This window comes from Bradyrhizobium sp. LLZ17 (assembly GCF_041200145.1).
Classification (GTDB): domain Bacteria; phylum Pseudomonadota; class Alphaproteobacteria; order Rhizobiales; family Xanthobacteraceae; genus Bradyrhizobium.
Genome location: NZ_CP165734.1, coordinates 6,510,406 through 6,532,125, shown reverse-complemented (window position 1 = coordinate 6,532,125; position 21,720 = coordinate 6,510,406). Strand labels below are relative to the sequence as shown.

Below are 21,720 nucleotides of genomic sequence, written 5' to 3'. Positions count from 1 at the left end.
AGGGGCCGGGGATCCCGGCCCCTTCGTCTTTCAGGGGACGACCATGCTGATCGCATTCAAGCTGAAGTTGGCACTGGCCTGTGCGGCCGGACTTGCAGGACCGTTTGCGGTCGCGCCGCTCGTGTCGGACGTGGCGATCCGCGGCACCGCGACCGAACCCGCCATCATCGAGATCGCGCCGGGCGATTTCTCCTACCGTGAGGCCGGCGATTTCACGCGCTCCGGACAGCAGGCCGAAACGCCGCTGCGCGCGATGCGGTTCGACCGGCCGCTTCACATCATGCGGCATCAGGTTTCGTCATCCGCCTTTCAGCTCTGCGTGCAGGATGGCGTCTGCCGCGCACTCGATCGCGGCGTGGTGGTCGCGCCCGACCGCCCCGCGGTGCAAGTGAACTGGCACGATGCGCAGACCTATGCGGACTGGCTGTCACGCAAGACCGGGCAGCACTATCGCCTGCCGAGCGACACGGAGTGGGCCTTTGCGGCGGGCAGCAGGTTCAAGGACGACGGATCACCGGTCGACGCCAGCGATCCGGCAAAGCGCTGGATCAGCCGCTATGAACGCGAATCCGAACGCGACCTCTCCGACACCATGGCCTATCCGTTCGGCAAGTTCGGCGTGAACGAGCATGGCATCGAAGATCTCGCCGGCAATGTCTGGGAATGGACCTCGACCTGCTTCGTGCGCTCGCGCGTCGACGACGCCGGCAATGCCGGCCGCCCGACTGTGAACTGCGGTGTGCGCGTCGCCGAAGGCGCGCACCGCGCCTACGTCACGGATTTCATCCGCGACGCCCGCGCCGGCGGCTGCGCCCAAGGCGTGCCGCCCGCCAATCTCGGCTTCCGCCTGGTGCGAGACGAGCCGTCGTGGGTGGCGAGCGTGTCGGCGCGGTGGAGCAAGGTGTGGGCGAGGTCGTAGTGAGTCTTGGCACGCGGATGCGAGGAGCCGCGGCCGCGCCTCATACGCCGTCATTGCGAGCGCAGCGACTTGTCCGCCGAAGCCTTGGCGAAGGCGGAAGCAATCCAGATGTATCCCTGGAGACAGCCTGGATTGCTTCGTCGCAAGAGCTCCTCGCAATGACGAGATTGGAGCACGCGTTCGCGCTTAACCGTCACCGCTCGTGCTGCTCGTCAAATCGCGCGCGCAAACATTCGGAAGCCGGGCGCGCCGATGATCGCTTCGAAGGCGGGATCACGCTTCTCTTCGGCGAAGGTAAAACCGGCCTTGGCATAGGCGCGCTCGGCGGACTCGTTGCCGATCAGAAACGATATCGTCGCGCGGGCAAAGCCGGCCGCCCGCCCCTTCTCCAGCGCATGCGCGATCAGCGCCTGGACCAGGCCGCGGCCGCGATGAGCAGCATCGGTTGCGACATGCTCGATCATCCAGTCGCCCTCGCCGCCCTGAACCCAGCAGGCACGCGTGTACATGCCGCGCCGGCGGATGGCGTTCAGCTCTGACTCAGCAAGGCCGGTCGTTGCCGCGACCTCCTCGATCGCGCGCCAGGCCGCAGGTCCCGTGCCGGCCGCCGGCAGCGCGCACAATGCCGCCGCAGGCTTGCCATCGATCTCGGCGACGAGGAATTGCGAGACGTGCCACATCGACACCACGCGCGCGACCGCGGTGCGCGCGATGAAATCGCGGCACTCAGCCTCAGGCCAGCCGAGCGCGACATCGAACCAGCCGCGCGACCGATAACCGCGCTGCCCCGACAGAATGGTTTGTGCGATGAACTCAGCGTCTTCGGGACGCGCTGACCTTATCGTCATGCGCGCCTCCCCAACGACGACCTTACGTATTCTTCAGCGCGACGCGGAACTCAGCTTCGGTCTTGGCCTTGACCTCGTCGAGCGTGACGCCGTCGGCGAGCTCGATCAGCGCCATGCCGCCGTCGCCGTGCTTGTCGATGGTGAAGACCGCGAGATCGGTGACGATCATGTCGACGACGCGCTCGCCGGTCAGCGGCAGGTTGCATTGCTTCAGGAGTTTTGGGCCGTCCTTGGCCGAATGCTCCATCACCACGACGACGCGCTTGACGCCGGCGACGAGGTCCATCGCACCGCCCATGCCCTTGACCATCTTGCCGGGGATCATCCAGTTGGCGAGATCGCCGTTCTGGGCGACCTGCATGGCACCGAGGATCGACAGGTCCATGTGGCCGCCGCGGATCATCCCGAAGGAATCCGCGCTGGAGAAATACGAGGTCGACGGCAGCTCGCTCACGGTCTGCTTGCCGGCGTTGATGAGGTCCGCGTCTTCTTCGCCCTCGTAGGGGAACGGCCCCATGCCGAGCATGCCGTTCTCGCTCTGGAGGCTGACGTCGACGCCGTCCGGGATGTAGTTCGAGACCAGCGTCGGGATGCCGATGCCGAGATTGACGTAATAGCCGTCGCGCAATTCCTTCGCAGCGCGCGCAGCCATCTGTTCACGGGTCCAGGCCATGTGGTTCTCCTGATCTCAAGCTGCCGTGCGCGGGCGGGTGTTGCGGAATTCGATGCGCTTCTGGGCCGTTCCGACCTCGACGATGCGCTTGACGAAAATGCCGGGCGTATGGATGTGGTCGGGATTGAGTTCACCGGCCGGAACCAGATGCTCGACCTCGGCCGCCGTGACCTTGGCGGCGGTCGCCATCATCGGGTTGAAGTTGCGCGCGGTCTTGCGGTAGATCAGGTTGCCGGCGGTATCGCCCTTCCAGGCGTGCACGATGGCGAGGTCGGCGAACAGGCCGCGCTCCATCAGATATTTCTCGCCGTCGAATTCCTTCACTTCCTTGCCTTCAGCGATCAGCGTGCCGACACCGGTCTTGGTGTAGAAGGCGGGGATCCCGGCGCCGCCGGCGCGGATGCGCTCGGCCAGCGTGCCCTGCGGATTGAATTCGAGTTCCAGCTCACCGGCGAGGAATTGCTGGGCGAACAGCTTGTTCTCGCCGACATAGGACGAGATCATCTTCTTGATCTGGCGGGTTTCCAGCAGACGGCTGAGGCCGATGCCGTCGACGCCGGCATTGTTGGAGACCACGGTCAGGCCCTTCACGCCGGAATCGCGGATCGCGTCCGAGAGCGTCTCGGCGATGCCGCAGAGGCCGAAGCCACCCGACATGATCATCATGCCGTCCTTGAGAACGCCCTCGAGCGCCGATTTGGCGTCGGGATAGACCTTGTTCATGCAAAAACCCTCGACTTAAATCTGCGGCTGGCGTCGCGCCTTGTTGGCGGCGATTATTAGGCGAAATCGTCCGAAGCCGTCAATGATACGGGGTTCTCCGGTCCGCGGGCGAGTGATACAAGCTGCCCACGCCGTGGGCAGAACCGTCGGCGGCCTTGAAAGCGACAAGAAAACCCATCAAGTTGCGGGACTTAACACAACAGGACTTGGGCGTGGGGCGCGCAGGTTTCCCGCCCGCCCCCTCTGGCCCCCGCGACCAACCCGATCAGGACATGCCATTGACCATGGCCCAAGGAATAAAGCGCCTCGGGACGCCGATCGCGGCGCTGCTCGGTGTCGTGCTGATCGCCCTGATCGCGACCTCCTGGCTGATCAACCGCGACGCGTTGCGCAAGGCGGTGGAAACCCAGATCCGCAATGTCACCGGGCTCGAGCTCACCGTCGCGGGCGCGATCGATATTTCGATTCTTCCCGCAAGTTACATCTCGTTCCACGATGTCGGGCTGAAGGGCGGCGGCACCAGCGATCCTGCGCTCCATGTCGACGTGCTCACGGCCAATCTGCGGCTGCTGCCGCTGCTGCTGCAACGCTTCGAGATCGCGGACCTGACGATGCTGCGCCCGCAGATCCATGTCAGCCTCAAGCCGGACGGCGAGAGCAACTGGACGCCCTTCATCCAGACCATTGCGCGCACGATGAAGCCGGGGGCCGAGAACCAGGTCTCGTTCTCCGAGATCAGGATCCAGGACGGCGTGCTCAATTATGAAGACGCGGCCACGCATGCCACCGAGCAGCTCGACGACATCGACCTGTCGCTGGCCTGGCCCTCGATCTCGCGCTCCTTTGCCGCGACCGGACAGTTCGACTGGCGCGGCGAGCGCGTCGACGGCTCGATCAGCTTTGCCGATTTCGTCGCGGCCCTCTCCGGCGACCGCTCCGGACTGAAGGCGCGGGTTACCAGCGCCCCGCTCAAGCTCGCCTTCGACGGCAGCGTCGCCAACCGCACCAGCCCGATGATGGAAGGCACGCTCACCATCGACAGCCCGTCCTTGCGCAACGCGCTGCGCTGGACCGGCCAGCCGCAACCCGGCAGCGGCGGCTTCGGCCGCTTTGCGCTGAAGGCGCGCGCCAATGTGGTAGGCGCCTCGATCGCGCTCACCAACGTCAATGTCGAGCTCGACGGCAACACCGCCGAGGGCGTGATGACCTACGCCAATAACGGCCGGCAGACGCTGCAGGCGACGCTCGCCGCCGACGCGCTCGATTTCACCCCTTACATCTCGACCTTCCGCCTGCTCGCGAGCGGCGCTCGTGACTGGAACAGGCAATTGTTCGATCTCAATGCCCTGTCGACCACCGATCTCGACATGCGCCTGTCGGCGGCGCGGCTGACGGTCGGACCATCGAAACTCGGCCGCACCGCGATCGGCGCCAATCTGCGCAACGGCACGCTGGCACTTTCGGTCGGCGAGGCACAGGTCTATGGCGGCATTGCCAAGGGCTCGTTCGGGATCGCACGCACCGACACCGTCGCGGACGTCAAGGCGCAATTCCAGTTCACCGACGTCGACCTGCAGGCCTGCACCTCGGAGCTGTTCGGGATCAACAAGCTGTCCGGCCGCGGCAATATCAGCGTCTCCCTCGTCGCCTCCGGCTCGAGCCCGTTCGGCCTCGTGCAGTCGCTCGACGGCAGCGCGAGCGTGACCGGGCACGACGGCGCGATCGCCGGCTTCAATGCCGAGCAACTGCTGAAACGGCTGGAGCGCCGGCCGCTGTCGGGCGGCGGCAATTTCCGCAACGGCTCGACGCCTTACGACAATCTCACCGTCGCGGTGAAATTCGCCGACGGCATCGCGACCGCCGAGGACATCCGCATCGAAGGCCCCGCGGCCAAGATCACGATGACCGGCACCGCGTCGGTGCCGACGCGCGAATACGACATGAAGGGCGTGGCGAGCCTCAACACCGCGTCCGGCTTCGAATTGCCGTTCGTGGTGCAGGGCCCCTGGGACGATCCCCTGATCTTCCCCGATCCGGAAAGCCTGATCCGCCGCTCGCCGGCCTCGGCTCCGCTGCTCGATATGCTGAAGGACCGCAAGGCGGGCGATGCCGTGCGCTCCGCGATCGAGCGCATTACCGGCGCCGGCAAACGCCCCGCGCCGGACGGATCGCCGACGGCGGAGAACGCCAAGGGAAACGCCAAGTCGAACTAACGACGGTGGCCCCCAATCGCGCGAAATGATCCGGGCGAATTGATGCCGCGATTGCATCGATGCGCGCGTTAAGCATCCCTTCGCGCCCGCGCCCCCCACGACCTATGTCTGACAACATGCCGCTAGATCGGATAGCGACCATGGGCTAGTGTTTTATCCGACCGGTTAAAACACCGGCGGCTTGAGGGAGAAAAACGTGAAATCCAAGGTTATTGGCGCGGTTACACTGGCGGTCGCTGCGGTGGGGCTGTTTGCAGCCGCTGCACCCGCATTTGCGCAGCAAAAGACGATTACGGTCTGGTGGGGCAAGGGCTTCTACCGGTCCGAAGACGACGCGCTGCTCGATACGATCAAGAAGTTCGAAGCAAAGACCGGCATCAAGGTCGAATTGTCGCAGTACGCGATCCAGGACATGATTCCGAAAACGGTGGCGGCGCTCGATGCCGGAACCGTGCCCGACGTCGCCTATTCCGACACTTACGACGTTCAGGCGCAGGGCAAATGGGCCTATGAGGGCAAGCTCGAGGACCTCACTGACGTCATGGAGCCGATCCAGGACAGGTTCGCGCCGAACACGCTGGAGGCCTCGAAGCTCTATAACGACGTCGCCAAGAAGAAGGCCTATTACGGCTTCCCGCTGAAGCAGCAGAGCATGCACGTCCAGATCTGGAAAGACATGCTGGAAAAGGCCGGCTTCAAGCAGAGCGACATCCCGAACGATTGGGAAGGCTACTGGACCTTCTGGTGCGACAAGGTCCAGCCGGCGATCCGCAAGGCCACCGGCCAGCGGATCTATGCGGTCGGGCAGCCGATGGGCGTGGAATCCACCGACTCCTTCCAATCTTTCTACACCTTCATGGACGCCTACCACGTCAAGCTGGTCGACGACAACGGCAAGCTCACGGTGGACGATCCCAAGGTCCGCGACGGCCTGATCAAGGCGATGAAGGACTACACCGACACCTATATCAAGGGCTGCACGCCGCCCTCCTCGACGACCTGGAAGGATCCCGACAACAACGTCGCCTTCCACAACAAGACGATCGTGATGACCCACAATTTCACGATCTCGATCGCGGCGAAATGGTACGAGGACTCGCAGAATCAGGCGCTCACGCCTGAGCAGCGCGAAGCCGGCAGGAAGGCTTATGGCGAGGACATCATCACCGCGTCGTTCCCGAAGGCACCCGACGGTTCGACCATCCGCTATCGCTCCGACGTCAAGACCGGGCTGATCTTCACCGCGGCCAAGAACAAGCCGGAGGCCAAGCAGTTCATCAGCTTCCTGCTTCAGGAAGAGAACGTCCGTCCCTATATCGAGGGTGCGCTCGGCCGCTGGTTCCCGGTGACCAAGGCGAGCCAGGAGAGCCCGTTCTGGCAGGCCGACAGGCATCGCAAGGCGGTTTACGCTCAGTTCACCGGCGGCACCGCGCCGTTCGACTTCACCAAGAACTGGAAGTTCACCATCCTCAACAACGAGAACGTGTGGGCCAAGGCGATGAACCGGGTCGTGAGCGAGAAGGTTCCGGTCGACAAGGCCGTGGACGAACTGATCGCCCGCATCAAGCAGGTCGCGGGCTAAACCATCCTTGCCTCTCCCCACGTGGTGGGGAGAGGTGTTAAAACAACGCCGGCCGCATTCGCGGCCGGCACTCGTTTGAAGAGTTCGAAAGTATGGCGATTACGCTCTCCAGCGATCAGGCACTTCCCGCGCCGCCTCTGTCGTCGCGGCTGACCCCGGCGCAGGTCTGGGGGATCGTGCTGGTCGTACCCTATCTGCTCGTTTTCCTTGCCTTCGTCGTCTATCCCGTCTGCTACGGGCTTTGGCTGGCGCGCGCTCCGTCCAACTATGTCGCGCTCTACAACGATCCGATCTTCGCGCGCGCCGCGGTCAACACGCTGATTTTCCTGGTCATCGGCATCAACATCAAGATGCTGATCGCGCTGTTCCTGTCCGGCTTCTTCGCGCAGCAGCGCACCTGGATCAGATGGCTCTCGGTGATCTTCATCCTGCCGTGGGCGGTGCCGTCGATCCCGACCATCCTGTCGGTGCGTTTCATGCTCAATCCCGAATGGGGCGTGATCAACCACCTCATCTTCTCTTTAACCGGCGACGACGGCCCGAACTGGCTGAACGACCCGACGGTCGCGCTGACCATGGCGATTGGCGTGCACATCTGGAAGTCGCTGCCGTTCTGGACGCTGATCCTGATGACCGGCCGGCTTGCGATCGCGCATGATCTGTTCGAAGCCGCCGAAGTCGACGGCGCGAGCTGGTGGCAGAAATTCCGCTACATCACATGGCCGTCGCTGCAGACGCTCTACATCACCTGCACGCTGCTCTCGATGATCTGGACGCTCGGCGACTTCAACAGCGTCTACCTGCTCACCGGCGGCGGCCCGGCCGACCTCACCCACGTGCTCTCGACCCTCGGCATCCGCTATCTCCGGCTCGACGAGCTCTCGCTCGCGATGGCCTCCATCGTCTGCGCGATACCGTTCGTCCTGCCGCTGATGTACTTCATGATGAAACGGTTGTCGCGATGAAGCTCCCTACCTTGCGTGAAGTCGCGACCGAAGCGCGGTTGCTGCTGATCGGCATTCCCGTCTTCATCTGGACGATGATCCCGATCTACCACATGTTCCTGTTCGCGATCTCGCCCAAGGAGGACGCGTTCTCGGGCAAGCTGTGGCCGGACCATCCGACGCTGCATAATTTCGAAATCGTATTCAAGCAGCAGCACTACTTCCTGCGCGACTTCTACGTGCAGTTCTGGAATTCGCTGGTGATCGCGGCCGCCGTCGGCGCGCTGACATTGTTGATCGCCACCGCTGCGGCGTTCTCGATCTCGCGGCTGCGCGTGCCCGGCGGGCGCATCGTGATGAACCTGGCGCTGTTCACCTATTTCATCCCCGCGGCGTTCCTCGCCGTGCCGATGTACCGCACCATGGGCAATTACGGCTTGCTCAACAACCACTGGGCGCTGATCCTCGCCATGGTGACGATCGCATCGCCCTACGCGATCTGGGTGCTGAAGCAGGCCTCCGACAAGCTGCCGGTCGAGCTCGACGAGGCCGCGGTCATGGACGGCGCCACGACGCTGCAGATCTTTCGTCTGGTCTATCTGCCGCTGATGATGCCCTCTCTGGTCGCGATCGGCACCTACGCGGTGCTGCTCGCCTGGAACGAATATCTCTACGCCTTCCTGCTGCTGTCGAACGACCAGGACATCACGCTTCCCGTCGCACTCGGCAACTTCCTCGCCGCCGACGATTCGCCGTGGGAGCTGTTGATGACGACCGGGTTCATCTACGCGCTGCCCCCAGCCGCGATCTACTACGCCTTCCGCCGCTACATGGTGGGCGGGCTGACAGCGGGTGCGGTGAAGTCCTGACGCATGGTCCGGAAAACTGTGAAGCGGTTTTCCGAATAGACCATGCCCAACCTTCAACTATCGGCTGCGCGCTTCCTGCGATAGGCGAGCAGGAGCGCAACCGCCGAGCCGATGAAGTAGCCGGCGGTCGCGCCCGAAATGGCGCGGCCGACGATGATCGCAAGTACACGATCGCCGGCGTCGATCGCCGAGATGACACTGACCGTGTACTGCAGGGCGAACACAACCAGATTGCGGATCAGGCCGAACACGCTGCCCGGACGGATGATCTCTCCCGTCTTGTGATCGACGTCGAACGGACGCGGCGTCAGCACGCCGATTGGAAACAGCACGAGCGCCGCCCCGATCCACGCGACGAGCCGCCATTGGCCGTCCTGGTGTCCAAAACCGAGCCGCGAAAGACCCCAGGCGATGAAGACGACTGGCAGAATCAGCGCGCGCCAGATCGGCACCTTGCGCGGCTGCATCGACTGGATGCCCTGCCAGACCAGATAGGCGAGCAGGATCCAGACCCAGAGCGGGGTGTGGATCAGGATCTGATAGGCGAAGATCATGACAAGTCCCTCGCTAGAGCGGTGCTGCGCTCGCCCTGCGAGCTCGATAGTTTCGAGGCAAGCGAGGCGAGGACGATGACCAATGCGATCAGGCCGATCACCAACGTGCAGATCGCGTTGATCTCGGGCTTCACACCAAGCCGCACCTCCGAATAGATCCGGATCGGCAACGTCGCGGAGCCGGGACCCGTGGTAAAGCTTGCGATCACGAGATCGTCGAGCGACAGCGTGAACGCCAGCATCCATCCGGCGATGATTGCGGGCGCGATCAGCGGCAGTGTCACGGACAGGAAGGCGCGGACCGGATCGCAGCCGAGGTCCATCGCCGCTTCCTCCAACGACCGGTCGAGCGAACCGAGGCGGGATTGCACGACCACCGCGACGAAACACATGGTCAGCGTGGTGTGGGCGATCGTCACCGTCCAGAAGCCGCGCTCGGCGTTCAGCGCCACGAACAACAGCAGCAGCGACAGTCCGGAAATGACCTCCGGCATCACCAGCGGCGCATAGAGCATGCCCGAGAACAGCGTGCGACCGCGGAAGCGTTCGCCGCGCGACAGCGCCACCGCAGCCAGCGTGCCGAGCAGGGTCGCGATGCTTGCCGAAGAGACCGCGACCCGCAGGCTCATCCAGGAGGCCTCGATCATGGCGCGGTCGTTGAAGAACTCGTGATACCAGCGCAGCGACCAGCCGCCCCACACCGTCACCAGCCGCGAGGCGTTAAAGGAATAGATGACGAGAATGACGATCGGCAGATAGAGAAACGCCAGCCCCAGCGCCAGCGAGGCGATATTGAAGCGGGACAGGCGAGAGAGGTTTTGCATCTCACCGCTCCTCCAGCTGCCGCCGCTGCAGCCGCTCGTAGAGCAGAAGCGGCAACAGCAGCACCACGAGCAGCACGATTGCCGCCGCGGAGGCGACCGGCCAATCCTTGTTGGTGAAGAATTCAAGCCATAACGTCTGGCCGATCATCAGCGAGTTGGAGCCGGCAAGCAGGTCCGGAATAACGAACTCGCCGACGATCGGGATAAAGCACAGCAGCACGCCGGCCCCGACTCCCGGCAGCGAGAGCGGAAACGTCACGAGCCAGAACACTTGCCACGGCGGGGCACCGAGATCGGAGGCCGCCTCCTCCAGCACCGGCTCCATCCTGGCAAGCGTGGCGTAGAGCGGCAGGATCATGAACGGCAGGTAGGAATAGACGATGCCGAGATACATCGCCGTGTCAGTGGACAACCACACCACCGGCTGGCTGACGAGATGCAGCGCCAGCAGGACCTGATTGAGCAGGCCATCGTGCTGGAGGATGTTGATCCAGGCATAGATACGGATCAGGAACGAGGTCCAGAACGGCACGATCACCAGCACCATCGCCACCGCCTGCCACCGCCGCGGCAACCGCGCCATGCCGTAAGCGATGGGGTAGCCGATCAGCAGCAGCAATGAGGTGGCCGTGATGGCGACGGTGAGGCTGCGCAGATAGGCGAATACATAGATGTCGTCGGAGGCGAGCAGCTTGAAATTGTCGATCCCGAGCGCGGCCAAGGCGAGCTTGATGGCCGCCCATCCCGCCGTCAGGTCGAACACCGGCTCGTAAGGCGGCTGCGCGATCGCGGTCTGCGACAGGCTGATCTTCAGCACGAAGCCGAACGGCACCAGGAAGAACAGCACCATCCAGACGTAAGGCGCGATCGCAGCGAAACGCGCCGGGCGGGCGAAGATGCGGCGGGTGCTCATCGTTCCAGCACCACGCAGTCGTCGGGCGTGAACCAGGCCACGACGTGCTGGTCAACGCTATAGGCATCGACATCGAGGCGCGCAGTGTTGGCCACCGCGGCCTGCACCATTCCGCCGGAATCGAGCTTCACCTTGTAGGTGGTGGTGCCGCCGAGATAGCAGATGTCCGCGACCACGCCGTCCAACCGGTTGATCGCTGTTTCATGACCGGCCTCGCTCACCGGGCCGCGGCGCGACAGCTTGACCTTCTCGGGCCGGATCGCGACCGACAATTTTGCCTCGCCGATCGGCTCGCGCGGCTCGGCCGCGACCAGCGTGCCGGCATCGCTTGTCGCAATGACCAGGCGATGGCCATCGCGCAGCTTGAATTCACCGTCGAAAAGATTGATGTCGCCGACGAACTCCGCGATCCAGCGTGAGCGCGGCGCCTCGTAGAGTTCGCGCGGGGATGCGACCTGGGCGAGCTTGCCGGCGTTCATCACGCCGATCCGGCTTGCCATCGTCATCGCCTCTTCCTGGTCGTGGGTGACGATGATGAAGGTCATGCCAAGCCGGCGCTGCAGCTCCATCAGCTCGCCTTGCGTGCTCTCGCGCAGCTTCTTGTCCAGTGCTGCGAGCGGCTCGTCGAGCAGCAACAATTGCGGCCGGCGCGCCAGCGCGCGGGCTAACGCGACGCGCTGGCGCTGGCCGCCGGAGAGTTGGTCGGGCTTGCGCTTCTCCAGCCCTTCGAGCTTCACCAGCGCGACCATCTCCACCACGCGGGTGGCGATATCAGCGCGTGCCATGCCTGCGCGCTTGAGGCCAAAGGCGATGTTGTCACGCACCGACAGGTGCGGAAACAGCGCATAGTTCTGGAACATCATGTTGATCGGGCGCTGATGCGGCAGCGCCTGGGCAATGTCCTTGCCGCCGAGCAGGATGCGCCCTTCGTCCGGGGCCTCGAAGCCGGCGAGCATCCGAAGCAGCGTGGTCTTGCCGCAGCCGCTTGGCCCCAATAGCGCGAAGAACTCGCCCGCCTTGATGTCGAGCGTGACGCCGTCAACGGCACGGAACGAACCGAACGTCTTCGCCACGCCCTCGATCCGCAACAGCGGCTGGTCGGCCGCCGGATGCACGTCTCCGCCGGCCGAAGCGACCGCGCGCTCTGTTCTGGGCAACTCTCCAGCCATGTTCCCCGCCAACCCCGATGCCGCCGCACGCTAGCGGCGGATCGGCCTTGCTCAACCGGTTCGCGGCGGATCGTTCACATCCCCCATAAACGCGGCCAAGGCGTCGCGATCCGCTGCGGGCATGGTCAGGCCGAGTTTGGAGCGGCGCCAGAGAATATCGTCCGGGAAGCGCGCCCATTCGTGGCTCATGAGATACTTCACCTCGGTACCAGTCAGCTCGGGACCGAAGGCCGGGCCGAGATCGTCGCGGCTCTTGGCTTCACCGAGCACCGCCGGCAATCGCGAGCCATAGGCGGCAACGAGCCGTTGGGCCTGCGCCTCCGAGAGAAAACGCCAGCGGTCGCGGGCGAGATCGACCTCGTTCTCGAAACGATCCCACGCAAAATCTCCGCCGGGCAGCGCAGCGTCCGCGGTCCAGGGGGGCGACATCGGATAGAACGGCGTCAGCTTCGTCACCGCCCGCTCCGCGCGCAAGCGCGATGTCGTGACGTCGCCGCCGAACATCGTGAGCAGCGGCGTCTTGCGCCGCCGCGCGTCGAACAGGGCTGTCCCGTCGCGCCGCGGCGCCGATGGCGGCCTCAAATTGACGCCAGAGATCGTTCGCACGACGTCCGTCGGGGCAACACGCTCCCGGAAGTAGCGGCTCGCCACCTCGCAGAGATAGGTGACGTCGGCTCCCGGGATCGCGACGATCGCTGGATCGCCCGTAAAGGCGCGCGTGATCGCGCCGATCAGCGTGAAGTCGCGCTCGAAGGGGCTCGCGAAGATCAGCTGCCCGTCGCTGTGCTGGAAGACATAGACGTTGTCGGTTTCGAACAACCGCGGCACGACGATCTGGCTGATTTGCATGGCCGCCGTGGATGGCTGCGGCTGCCGCAGCACGGTGTCGGCGACCATCGAGGTCCAGCCGCCTGTGGCATTGGCGAGCGCGCGCGCGGTGATCACCCGGCGGTGGCCGCGATCAATCACCGCGAGCCGCCAGATGTCGGCCCTGTCAGCGCGGACGCAGCGTGCCCCGGTCCGGATCGCGGCGCCACGCTCAGCGGCATCCAGCGCCGTGAGCACCACCAGGCGGGAATCGTCGACCACGCAATCCGAATATTCGAAGGCGATGCCGAACGGACGCTTCAGCGCATTGCCGACCGGATGATGCGTGATGTCGAGCGTGGTCGAAGCCGGCAGACCGCTCCGCTTGGCGAGGCTGTCATAGACGAACAGGCCGGCACGCAGCAGCCAGGGCGGACGTTCGTCGGAATGGGCGGGGATCACGAAACGCATCGGCCGCACCAGATGCGGCGCTATCCGAAGCCAGGTCCGGCGCTCCGAGAGCGCCCGGCGCACGCGCCAGAAGCCGCGCCGCTCCAGCACCGACAGATCGCCGTGGATCAACCGCGGCGTCGCCGAGGACGCCGCGCCGCCGAGATCGCCCTGCTCGATCAGAATGACCCGCAGGCCGCGGCCCGCGGCATCGCGCGCGAGGCTGGCACCGTTGAGGCCGCCACCGATGATCGCGAGATCGTAATCCGCCATGAAACCGTCGAGAGGGAGCGAAAGGACGCTCCTCATCACTAGCCGGTCTTGAGCGCGAGCTCCACGGTTTCAGCGCGCCCGACCAGGCCGGCATATTGCCCGATCGGCAGGGCTTGCCGAGCAGATAACCCTGTACGCCGTCACAGCCCTCCTTGGCGAGGAAGGCGAGCTGGTCGATGGTCTCGATGCCCTCGGCGATGATCGACATGTCGAGGCCATGGCCGAGATCGATCACGGCGCGGACGATCGCGGCCGATTGCGGATTGCGGCCGAGATTCATGATGAAGGCGCGGTCGATCTTGATCTTGTCGAACGGGAACGCCTGGAGATAGCTCAGCGAGGAGTAGCCGCTGCCGAAATCGTCCATGGAGATGCGGACCCCGAGCGCCTTCAGCCGGCGCAGCAGACCCAGGCCGCGGTCAAAATCCTCGATCAGCACGCCCTCGGTGATTTCGAGCTCAAGCCGGCCGGGGGCAAGCCCGGTCTCGAGCAGGATGGAGTGGACGAGCCCGACCACGTCACCGTGCATGAACTGTGCGGGCGACAAATTCACCGCGATCTGGAGCGGTTTCGGCCATGACGCCGCCTCGCGGCAGACCTGGCGCAAGATCCACTCGCCCATCTCGACGATCAGCCCACTCTCCTCGGCGATCGGGATGAACTCGGCCGGCGAGACCTGGCCGCGAACCGGATGTTGCCAGCGTGCCAGCGCTTCAAAACCGATGATCTCGCTCTCGGCGACGCTGTGGCGCGCGACGGCTTGCGGCTGGAACGCGAGCGACAGCTCGCCGTTCTTGATTGCCTTCGACAAATCCTGATGCAGCACGCGCCGGTCGCGGATCTGCTGGTCCATCTCCGGCTGATACAGGCTGATCGTGCCGCGTGATTTCTGCTTGGCGCGGAACAGCGCGGCACCCGCATTGGCGAGCAGCGAGGCGGCGTCGGCGCCGTTGTGCGGGAAGACCGACATGCCCGTGGTAAGGCCGGCGCGCACCGCGCGGCCGTCGATCTGGAATTCCTGGGCGACGGCGCCGCCAAGCTGCTGCGCCAGCGCGAGGCCCGCGTCCGGCTGCTTGCCGTCGATGATCAGGCCGAACTCGTCGCCGGAGAGGCGCGCCACCACGCCGCCGCGCGCGGCATCCTGGAGCCGCTGGGCCACCTCGACCAGGAGCTTGTCGCCGAGCGCATGGCCGAAGACGTCGTTGACCTCCTTCAAGCCGTCGAGATCGACGCAGAGCACGGCGAACTCTTCGGCGGTGCCCTCGCAGGCCTCGATCATCTGGGTCAGCGCCTGAAGGAAAGCGGCCCGGTTCGGCAGATCGGTCAGGCCGTCATGATAGGCCATATGGGCCATGCGCGACTCGGTCTGCCGCCGGTCGGTGACGTCCTCGTGGGTCTTGATCAGATATTGCGGCTCGCCGGCATCGCTCAGCACGGTCGCGCGGCGGGTGAGGAACAGCCGCAGGCCGTCCTTTGTGGAGATCGGATGCTCCTCGGTGACCATCCCGCGCTTCTTGATCGCGGCCTCGTCGCGCGCGATGATCAGCTTCGCTTCCTTGGCATTGAAGATATCGGACGCCGTCAGTCCGGTGGCTTCCTCGCGCCTGCGGTTGAGGATCGTCTCCGCGCTGCGATTGGCGAGCAGATAGCGGCCGTCCCTGACCTGCTCCACGATCAGCGCCACGGGGATGTTGTCGACCACGAGCTCAAGGAACTTCTTGGTGCTCTCCAGCTCCTGCGAGAGCGACTGCCGGTCGGTGATGTCCTCGAACACGAGCAGCAGGAATTCAGGCTGGTTGCTTTCGTTGCGGACCACGATCCTGATCGAGGCAACCCTGCGCCGCCCCGAACTCTGCTCGACCTCGAACTCGTTGCGATATTGGCCGTCGGGTGCCGCGAGCGCGGCGCGATCGGTCGCCTCGATGCTGGCTGCCGAATTGGACGCGAAAAGCTCGCGCGCGTTCTTGCCGGCGACGTAGTCCCGCGAGAAGCCCCAGAACCGCTCATAGGCGCTATTGGCGAAGATATAGCGGCCATCCTCGATGGTCTTGGCGGCGACGCAGGCCGGCACATGGTCCAGCACCGTTTCCAGGAACTGCTTGGTGGACGCGAGCTGCCGCGACAGCCTGCGCTGCTCGCTGACGTCGAGATGCGTCGTCACCGTCCCGCCGTTGGGCAGGACGAAATGTTTCACCAGGATGGCCCGCCCGTCCGGCAGTTCGGTGATCAGGCCGTTGGGGCTTGCCGCCTTCTCGTAAAACTCGTCGTTGGAGACACCGCCAACCACCCCGCGCTTGCGCCGCAGATCCAGGATGTCATAACCGTTCATGTCGGCCCAGAGATCCGACCGCGACAGCCCGTAGATCTCGAGATAGCGGTCGTTGCAGAAGATGATGCGCCGCTGCGCATCCGTCATCATCACGCCCTGGTTGAGATTGTTCATGGCGGAGGAGACGAAGGCGTTGCGCCGCAACTGGGATCGCTTGGCCCGGCGCAAGGCGGAATGAATCCACAGGGCGATAGCGGCCAGGAGCGAACACACGACAACGCCGCCGATCAGGGCTTCCCAGACCAGGCTGGGATCGAGTCCGCCGAGATAGGCCGCCGGGGCAAATTGCTCGGACGACGCAAAGGCGCGCGCAGGCGTGATCGCCGTGCCCAGGCACACGACGGCCTGCACAGCAATCACAATCGTGCTGCCAGCCTGCCAGTTCTTCTCAGCCATCAGCCACCCGCGTTTCAACGTGGATTGTCTGGCTTCGCGGGTTTGGATCGGGTAAACGCCTGTGCGACCAACGGAAAAATGTGTCCCAGAATACGGCAATTGCCCTGACATGATAAATGCCTCCTTAACGGACAACGGCCGCGCGGCACGTTTGCCGGGCAAATCAGTTCCCCCGGCTTCAGCGAAAATCCTCCACAACCATGGATAGGGTCGATTGCGTCGTCGTCGGAGCCGGCGTGATCGGGCTCGCGGTGGCCCGCAAGCTGGCCCAGGCCGGGCGCGAGGTAATCGTGCTCGAGGAGGCCGAGGCCATCGGCACCGTGACCTCCTCGCGCAACAGCGAGGTGATTCATGCCGGGATTTACTACCGCGCCGGCAGCTGGATGGCGCGCATGTGCGTCAGCGGCAAGCACGCACTCTACCGCTATTGCGGCGAGCGCGGCATCCCGCACAAGAACTGCGGCAAGCTGATCGTCGCGACCAGCGCCAACGAAACCGAGAAGCTGCAAGCGATCAAGGCGCATGCCGAGGCCAATGGCGTGCTCGATATGCAGCTGCTCTCGGGCGATGCGGCGCGTGCGCTGGAGCCCGCGCTCGCCTGCGACGCAGCCCTGCTCTCACCGTCGACGGGCATCATCGACAGCCATGCCTACATGCTCCGCTGCGCGGCGAGGCCGAAGCAGCAGGTGCGGCCTTTGCGTTTCACGCGCCCTTGATCCGCGCCAAGGTAGCGGGCGGAATCATCGAGATCGACGCCGGCGGCGAAGCGCCGATGACGCTGCAATGTGGCCTGCTCGTCAACGCCGCCGGGCTTTCGGCGACGACGGTCGCGCGCCACATCGACGGCATGCCGCTGGAGCGGATTCCGCCGGCCTATCTTGCCAAGGGCAATTACTTCAGCTGCAACGCCAAGGCACCGTTCTCGCGCCTGATCTATCCGGTGCCGGAGCCCGGCGGCCTCGGCGTGCATCTGACGCTGGATATGGCGGGGCAGGCCCGTTTCGGGCCGGACGTGGAGTGGATCGAGACGATCGACTATGCGGTCGATCCCTCGCGGGCCGAGCGCTTCTATCCGGCGATCCGCAAATACTGGCCGACGCTGCCCGACGGCGCGCTGATGCCGAGCTATTCAGGCATTCGCCCGAAGATCGTGCCGCCGGCTGTCGCCACGCAGGATTTCCTGATGCAGGGTCCGACCGACCACGGCGTCGAAGGCCTGATCAACCTGTTCGGCATCGAATCGCCGGGATTGACGTCATCGCTTGCGATCGCGGAGCACGTCGCCACGCTCGCAGGCCTCTGAACGCCGCGCAATCATGATTGCGCAACGCGCAGCTTCGGCAGGGATGAGCGCACAAGCTCCCATCCCCGCGTGAAAGGGTACGATCAAACTCTACGCTGTTTACGGGGGTTACTAGTGAAGCGTCTCGTTGTGCTTCAATCGCTCGATCTGGTCCTTGACCAGCAACTTCCGGCGCTTCAACTCAACAATTTGCAGGTCGTCTGTTGAAAGGTGCACGAGAGCGTCGTGCAATTCGTTTTCGAGAGTTTTGTGCTTCCGTTCCAATTCAACCAGATGTGCCTGAATTGTCATTCGAAACCTCCTCGGTAGGGGTGAACCTTGGATCTGATCCGGACGAGGAAGTGTACATCACCGATCTGTTCTGTCGATGGGTATCCGTCGTCGCAGTGTCATTTTTGAAAATTCATATGTAACGAACCGTGAGTAAGGAACCACGCGGGGAAAAATCCATGATATCAATGCGCCTGCGTGAACCGGGTTAAGCGATCACCGAAATATCTTGCGAGAGAACGGTGGCCCGCGATCCAGATCGCTTGCGATCGCGCCGCGCAAGGACGATAATTTCCACAGGGCATCCACAGCCTTAATCTCAAGCTATCGGTTTTCGGCCACCGCAGACATGACCAATGAAAACGAGCGCGAGCTCGAAGCCGAACTCGCCCGGTTGCACCAGGAACACCGAGATCTCGATGCGGCGATCGATGCACTGCATCAATCGCCCGCCCCCGACCTGTTGCGGTTGCAGCGGTTGAAGAAGCGCAAGCTGTTGTTGCGGGACCGGATCGCCTTCATCGAAGACCAGATCACGCCCGACATCATCGCCTGATCCACAGCGATCGCGCCGCGGTGAAGCTGCGGGCGCTGGAATCCGCTTGACTCGATTGGAACAAAGAGAGAACATTTTGGGGCCGCCGCCCCCAGAAGACGTCCAAGACAACGCCCAGGAAAACGCAGATGTCAGCAGCCGCCCTTTTCGACAACAGCCACTATGAGCAAGCCTGCGATCAGGCCATCGCGATGTGCGACGGCAATCTGCGCAGCACCATCAAGGCGCTGATCATGGCCAACGAATATCTGGAAGCCGAGCTCGAGGAATTACAGGCGGCGATCTCGGCCGGCTGCATTCCGGAGACCTCACGCAGCAAGATGCGGAGCAAGAGCAGCGCCGCCTGAATTCACCATGCTGGAGCAACGCCAATGTCCGATGTGACCTATTACGTGGCAATGCCCTTTCTTATCGATGCCGACGGATCGCCTGTCGCGGGCGCGGCTGAAGAATGCCAGACCTCGACGGCAGCCTTGCGGCGCGCCGAGATGTTGGCACGAGGTTCTGGCCATATCGGCGCGGTCGCGTTCAGCCGCAGCGGCGATCCCATGACCGGCGAATTTGGTGACGCCAAGCTGTTGCGCAAATTCGGCAACGTCCCGGAAGATTTGGCTACGTTGTAAACTCAGCTGCTGACGAGCCTGATCCGCGGCTCGTGCCGCCGCTGCGCTTTGCGCACATACATGGCAGCATCAGCCTCCTCCAGCGCGCGGGCGGCATCGGAGTGCGCGCCGAGCAGCGCGACGCCGGCGGAGGCGCCCGCCGTCACGTGCTGCCCGCGAAAGACGAACGACAATTCGTCGACGGCCTGCTCCAAAATCACGGCTTTGGCCTTGGCATCGGTCTCGCTGAGATTCCACAACAGCAGCGCAAATTCGTCGCCGCCGAGACGGCCGACCATGTCGGAGGCGCGGATTTGCCGCGTCAGCGTGGCGGCGATCGCCTTCAGCACCTCATCCCCCGCGCCATGGCCGAACGAATCGTTGATCGGCTTCAGCCGGTCGACGTCGAGCACGATCAGCGCGCCGCTGGCGCGATAGCGCTTCATATAGGCGATGGCTCGGCTGAGCTCGCGCTCGAAACCGCGCCGGTTCGGAATGTCGAGCAGGAAGTCGGTGTCGGCGGCGGCTTCGAGTTCCGCGATGCACCGCAGCGCCCCTCTCAGCTTGGTCCGCAGGGCGCGGATGGCCGCCTTGTTGATGTCCGTGGCGCCGTCATCTGCGAGCGCGCGGCGAGGTGCCGGCACGGCACGCTTTGGGACAGCTTTGGCTCGGCTCCCGCTGGTTTTCCGGCCCTTTTTGGCCTTCGCAGCTGTCGCCCTTGTTGGTTTCTTCATGGGCATCCTGCTCAATGAACGCTTGCGGGGATTCACCAAGACAGGATAGTGCATTCCCTTCTCCTTGCCACCGCCTTGCGATCCGCCGGCCGGAACCGTTAATCTGGCCTATGTTTCTGTTTTCCCGAGCACAATTGACGACATGACCGCGCCGATCGCCATCATCATGGGAAGCCAGTCGGACTGGGAGACCATGCGGCATGCCGCCGACACACTTGCAGCGCTCGGTGTCGCCTGCGAGAGCCGCATCGTCTCGGCCCACCGGACCCCGGACCGGCTGTTTACCTTCGCCAAGGGCGCCAAGGCCGCCGGTTTCAAGGTCGTTATTGCCGGCGCGGGCGGCGCTGCGCATCTGCCCGGCATGGCCGCGGCACTGACGGAACTGCCGGTGTTCGGTGTGCCGATCGAATCCAGGACGCTCAAGGGCATTGATCTGCTCTATTCGATTGTCCAGATGCCCGCCGGCATCCCGGTCGGCACCCTGGCGATCGGCAAGGCCGGTGCGATCAACGCCGCGCTGCTTGCGGCAGCCGTGCTGGCGCTGTCCGATCCGGCCCTGTCCGACCGCCTCGCCGCCTGGCGCAAGGCACAGACCGAGGCGATCGCCGAACGCCCGGAGGACAAGGCGTGACTGGACTCAAGGCAGGTGAAGCTGAAGCCCGGCGACACCATCGGAATCCTCGGCGGCGGGCAACTGGGCCGGATGCTGGCGATGGCGGCGGCCCGACTCGGCCTGCGCTGCCAGGTGTTCTCGCCCGATCCGGATTCGCCGGCCTTCGATGTCGTGCTGAACGCGACCTGCGCGGAATACGCCGATGTCGAGGCATTGGAGCTGTTCGCCAACGACGTCGACGTCATCACCTACGAATTCGAGAACGTGCCGGCGGCCGCCGCCATGGTGCTGGACGCACGCCGCCCGGTGCTGCCCAACCGCAAGATCCTCGAGACCACGCAGGACCGGCTCGCCGAAAAGGATTTTGTGACGCGGCTCGGGATCGGCACCGCCGCTTATGCCGACGTCACCTCAGTCGCATCGTTGCGCGAGGCGATCGCAAGGATTGGCCTTCCGGCGGTGCTGAAAACCCGCCGTTTTGGCTATGACGGCAAAGGCCAAGCCATCATCCGCGAGGGCGACGACATCGCGAAGGTGTGGACCAGCCTCGCCACCAAACTAGCGATCCTGGAAGCCTTCGTGCCGTTCGAGCGCGAGATCTCCGTGATCGCCGCACGCTCGGCCGCGGGCCAGGTCGAGTGTTTCGACGTCACCGAGAACGAGCATCGCGACCACATCCTGAAGATATCCCGTGCGCCCGCGCCGATTTCGAACGTGTTGGCCGAAGAGGCGCGCAGCATCGCCGGCAAGATCGCAACCGCGCTCGACTATGTCGGCGTGCTGGCCGTCGAGATGTTCGTGCTCGCCAACGGCACCGGACCGAAGGTGCTGGTCAACGAAATCGCCCCGCGCGTGCACAATTCCGGTCACTGGACACTCGACGGCGCGTCCGTGTCGCAGTTCGAGCAGCATATCCGCGCCATTGCCGGCTGGCCGCTCGGCAAGCCGGTGCGCCACGGCGAGATCGTCACCATGACCAATCTGATCGGCGACGAGATCAACGATTACGAGACATGGCTGAGCGTGCCGGGCGCGACCGTGCACATCTACGGCAAGGGAGCACCGCGCCCCGGCCGCAAGATGGGCCATGTCACCGAAGTCATGCCTTCGAAAGGCAAGTGACGGGACCGCGGCAAGTGCCGCGATCCCGCTGCTC

20 protein-coding genes and 2 pseudogenes are annotated in these 21,720 nt (G+C 64.3%); 11 read left to right on the top strand and 11 right to left on the bottom strand.

Features of this window, described 5'->3' with window-relative positions; all coding sequences use genetic code 11:
• Window positions 1–43 precede the first annotated feature (43 nt).
• Window positions 44–919: a formylglycine-generating enzyme family protein gene (locus AB8Z38_RS31370; RefSeq protein WP_369721476.1), complete on the top strand. Its 876-nt coding sequence runs from the start codon at window positions 44–46 to the stop codon at window positions 917–919.
• Window positions 920–1,131: 212 nt separating this feature from the next.
• On the opposite strand, the gene AB8Z38_RS31365 is transcribed toward AB8Z38_RS31370, so the two are convergent.
• From AB8Z38_RS31365 to AB8Z38_RS31355, 3 genes are read right to left on the bottom strand one after another with little or no spacing between them, the layout of a single operon-like run.
• Window positions 1,132–1,767 carry a GNAT family N-acetyltransferase gene (locus AB8Z38_RS31365; protein WP_369721475.1) on the bottom strand — a complete coding sequence of 212 codons (636 nt, stop codon included), beginning with the start codon at window positions 1,765–1,767 and terminating at the stop codon, window positions 1,132–1,134.
• Window positions 1,768–1,789: 22 nt separating this feature from the next.
• Window positions 1,790–2,440 carry a CoA transferase subunit B gene (locus AB8Z38_RS31360; protein WP_369721474.1) on the bottom strand — a complete coding sequence of 217 codons (651 nt, stop codon included), beginning with the start codon at window positions 2,438–2,440 and terminating at the stop codon, window positions 1,790–1,792.
• A 15-nt stretch (window positions 2,441–2,455) separates the two neighbouring features.
• Complete coding sequence (locus AB8Z38_RS31355; protein ID WP_369721473.1) at window positions 2,456–3,163, bottom strand: CoA transferase subunit A; 708 nt, start codon at window positions 3,161–3,163, stop codon at window positions 2,456–2,458.
• Between the two features lie 284 nt (window positions 3,164–3,447).
• Here AB8Z38_RS31355 and AB8Z38_RS31350 point away from each other — a divergent pair, with 284 nt between their 5' ends.
• The 4 genes from AB8Z38_RS31350 to AB8Z38_RS31335 all read left to right on the top strand — a co-directional run bounded on the left by AB8Z38_RS31350 (window position 3,448) and on the right by AB8Z38_RS31335 (window position 8,771).
• Entirely contained in the window at window positions 3,448–5,376 is a 1,929-nt protein-coding gene (locus AB8Z38_RS31350; RefSeq protein WP_369721472.1) for an AsmA family protein, read from the top strand.
• A gap of 196 nt (window positions 5,377–5,572) precedes the next feature.
• Window positions 5,573–6,958 (top strand): ABC transporter substrate-binding protein, encoded by a 1,386-nt coding sequence (locus tag AB8Z38_RS31345; RefSeq protein ID WP_369721471.1) that lies wholly within the window; start codon window positions 5,573–5,575, stop codon window positions 6,956–6,958.
• Window positions 6,959–7,050: 92 nt separating this feature from the next.
• Window positions 7,051–7,923: a carbohydrate ABC transporter permease gene (locus tag AB8Z38_RS31340; RefSeq protein ID WP_369721470.1), complete on the top strand. Its 873-nt coding sequence runs from the start codon at window positions 7,051–7,053 to the stop codon at window positions 7,921–7,923.
• Window positions 7,920–8,771 (top strand): carbohydrate ABC transporter permease, encoded by an 852-nt coding sequence (locus AB8Z38_RS31335; protein WP_369721469.1) that lies wholly within the window; start codon window positions 7,920–7,922, stop codon window positions 8,769–8,771. The genes AB8Z38_RS31340 and AB8Z38_RS31335 overlap by 4 nt, the downstream gene beginning before the upstream one ends.
• 53 nt (window positions 8,772–8,824) lie before the next feature.
• Here AB8Z38_RS31335 and AB8Z38_RS31330 read toward each other — a convergent pair whose 3' ends face one another.
• The 6 genes and pseudogenes from AB8Z38_RS31330 to AB8Z38_RS31305 form a co-directional block, all read right to left on the bottom strand.
• The gene (locus tag AB8Z38_RS31330) at window positions 8,825–9,325 is read right to left on the bottom strand and encodes a DUF6622 family protein (protein ID WP_369721468.1); all 501 of its coding nucleotides are present in this window, start codon (window positions 9,323–9,325) and stop codon (window positions 8,825–8,827) included.
• Window positions 9,322–10,149 carry an ABC transporter permease gene (locus AB8Z38_RS31325; protein WP_369721467.1) on the bottom strand — a complete coding sequence of 276 codons (828 nt, stop codon included), beginning with the start codon at window positions 10,147–10,149 and terminating at the stop codon, window positions 9,322–9,324. Before AB8Z38_RS31325 ends, AB8Z38_RS31330 begins: the two co-directional genes overlap by 4 nt.
• Window position 10,150: 1 nt before the next feature.
• Window positions 10,151–11,062 (bottom strand): ABC transporter permease, encoded by a 912-nt coding sequence (locus tag AB8Z38_RS31320; RefSeq protein ID WP_369721466.1) that lies wholly within the window; start codon window positions 11,060–11,062, stop codon window positions 10,151–10,153.
• A complete protein-coding gene (locus AB8Z38_RS31315) occupies window positions 11,059–12,231 on the bottom strand; it encodes an ABC transporter ATP-binding protein (protein WP_369721465.1) in 1,173 nt (390 codons plus the stop codon). Before AB8Z38_RS31315 ends, AB8Z38_RS31320 begins: the two co-directional genes overlap by 4 nt.
• A gap of 51 nt (window positions 12,232–12,282) precedes the next feature.
• On the bottom strand, window positions 12,283–13,761 hold the full coding sequence (locus tag AB8Z38_RS31310; protein ID WP_369721464.1) for a glycerol-3-phosphate dehydrogenase: 1,479 nt from the start codon (window positions 13,759–13,761) through the stop codon (window positions 12,283–12,285).
• A 38-nt stretch (window positions 13,762–13,799) separates the two neighbouring features.
• Window positions 13,800–16,486 (bottom strand): annotated as a pseudogene (locus tag AB8Z38_RS31305) (EAL domain-containing protein).
• Window positions 16,487–16,686: 200 nt separating this feature from the next.
• Here AB8Z38_RS31305 and AB8Z38_RS31300 point away from each other — a divergent pair.
• Window positions 16,687–17,714, top strand: a pseudogene (locus AB8Z38_RS31300) (NAD(P)/FAD-dependent oxidoreductase); the annotation flags it as partial.
• Window positions 17,715–17,900: 186 nt separating this feature from the next.
• On the opposite strand, the gene AB8Z38_RS31295 reads toward AB8Z38_RS31300, so the two are convergent.
• On the bottom strand, window positions 17,901–18,080 hold the full coding sequence (locus tag AB8Z38_RS31295; RefSeq protein ID WP_369721463.1) for a YdcH family protein: 180 nt from the start codon (window positions 18,078–18,080) through the stop codon (window positions 17,901–17,903).
• Between the two features lie 328 nt (window positions 18,081–18,408).
• On the opposite strand from AB8Z38_RS31295, the gene AB8Z38_RS31290 reads away from it, so the two are divergent.
• From AB8Z38_RS31290 to AB8Z38_RS31280, 3 genes are all read left to right on the top strand, one after another.
• Entirely contained in the window at window positions 18,409–18,615 is a 207-nt protein-coding gene (locus AB8Z38_RS31290; protein ID WP_369721462.1) for a YdcH family protein, read from the top strand.
• A gap of 128 nt (window positions 18,616–18,743) precedes the next feature.
• Window positions 18,744–18,962 carry a hypothetical protein gene (locus AB8Z38_RS31285; RefSeq protein WP_369721461.1) on the top strand — a complete coding sequence of 73 codons (219 nt, stop codon included), beginning with the start codon at window positions 18,744–18,746 and terminating at the stop codon, window positions 18,960–18,962.
• 24 nt (window positions 18,963–18,986) lie between these two features.
• Window positions 18,987–19,238: a hypothetical protein gene (locus AB8Z38_RS31280; protein WP_369721460.1), complete on the top strand. Its 252-nt coding sequence runs from the start codon at window positions 18,987–18,989 to the stop codon at window positions 19,236–19,238.
• 2 nt (window positions 19,239–19,240) lie between these two features.
• Here the strand turns inward: AB8Z38_RS31280 and AB8Z38_RS31275 are convergent, their stop codons facing one another.
• On the bottom strand, window positions 19,241–19,951 hold the full coding sequence (locus AB8Z38_RS31275) for a GGDEF domain-containing protein (RefSeq protein ID WP_369721459.1): 711 nt from the start codon (window positions 19,949–19,951) through the stop codon (window positions 19,241–19,243).
• 142 nt (window positions 19,952–20,093) lie between these two features.
• On the opposite strand from AB8Z38_RS31275, the gene purE reads away from it, so the two are divergent.
• Together purE and AB8Z38_RS31265 are read left to right on the top strand one after the other, a co-directional pair.
• A complete protein-coding gene (gene purE, locus AB8Z38_RS31270) occupies window positions 20,094–20,582 on the top strand; it encodes a 5-(carboxyamino)imidazole ribonucleotide mutase (protein ID WP_369721458.1) in 489 nt (162 codons plus the stop codon).
• Complete coding sequence (locus AB8Z38_RS31265) at window positions 20,583–21,686, top strand: 5-(carboxyamino)imidazole ribonucleotide synthase (RefSeq protein WP_369726652.1); 1,104 nt, start codon at window positions 20,583–20,585, stop codon at window positions 21,684–21,686. It begins immediately after the preceding gene.
• Window positions 21,687–21,720 lie beyond the last annotated feature (34 nt).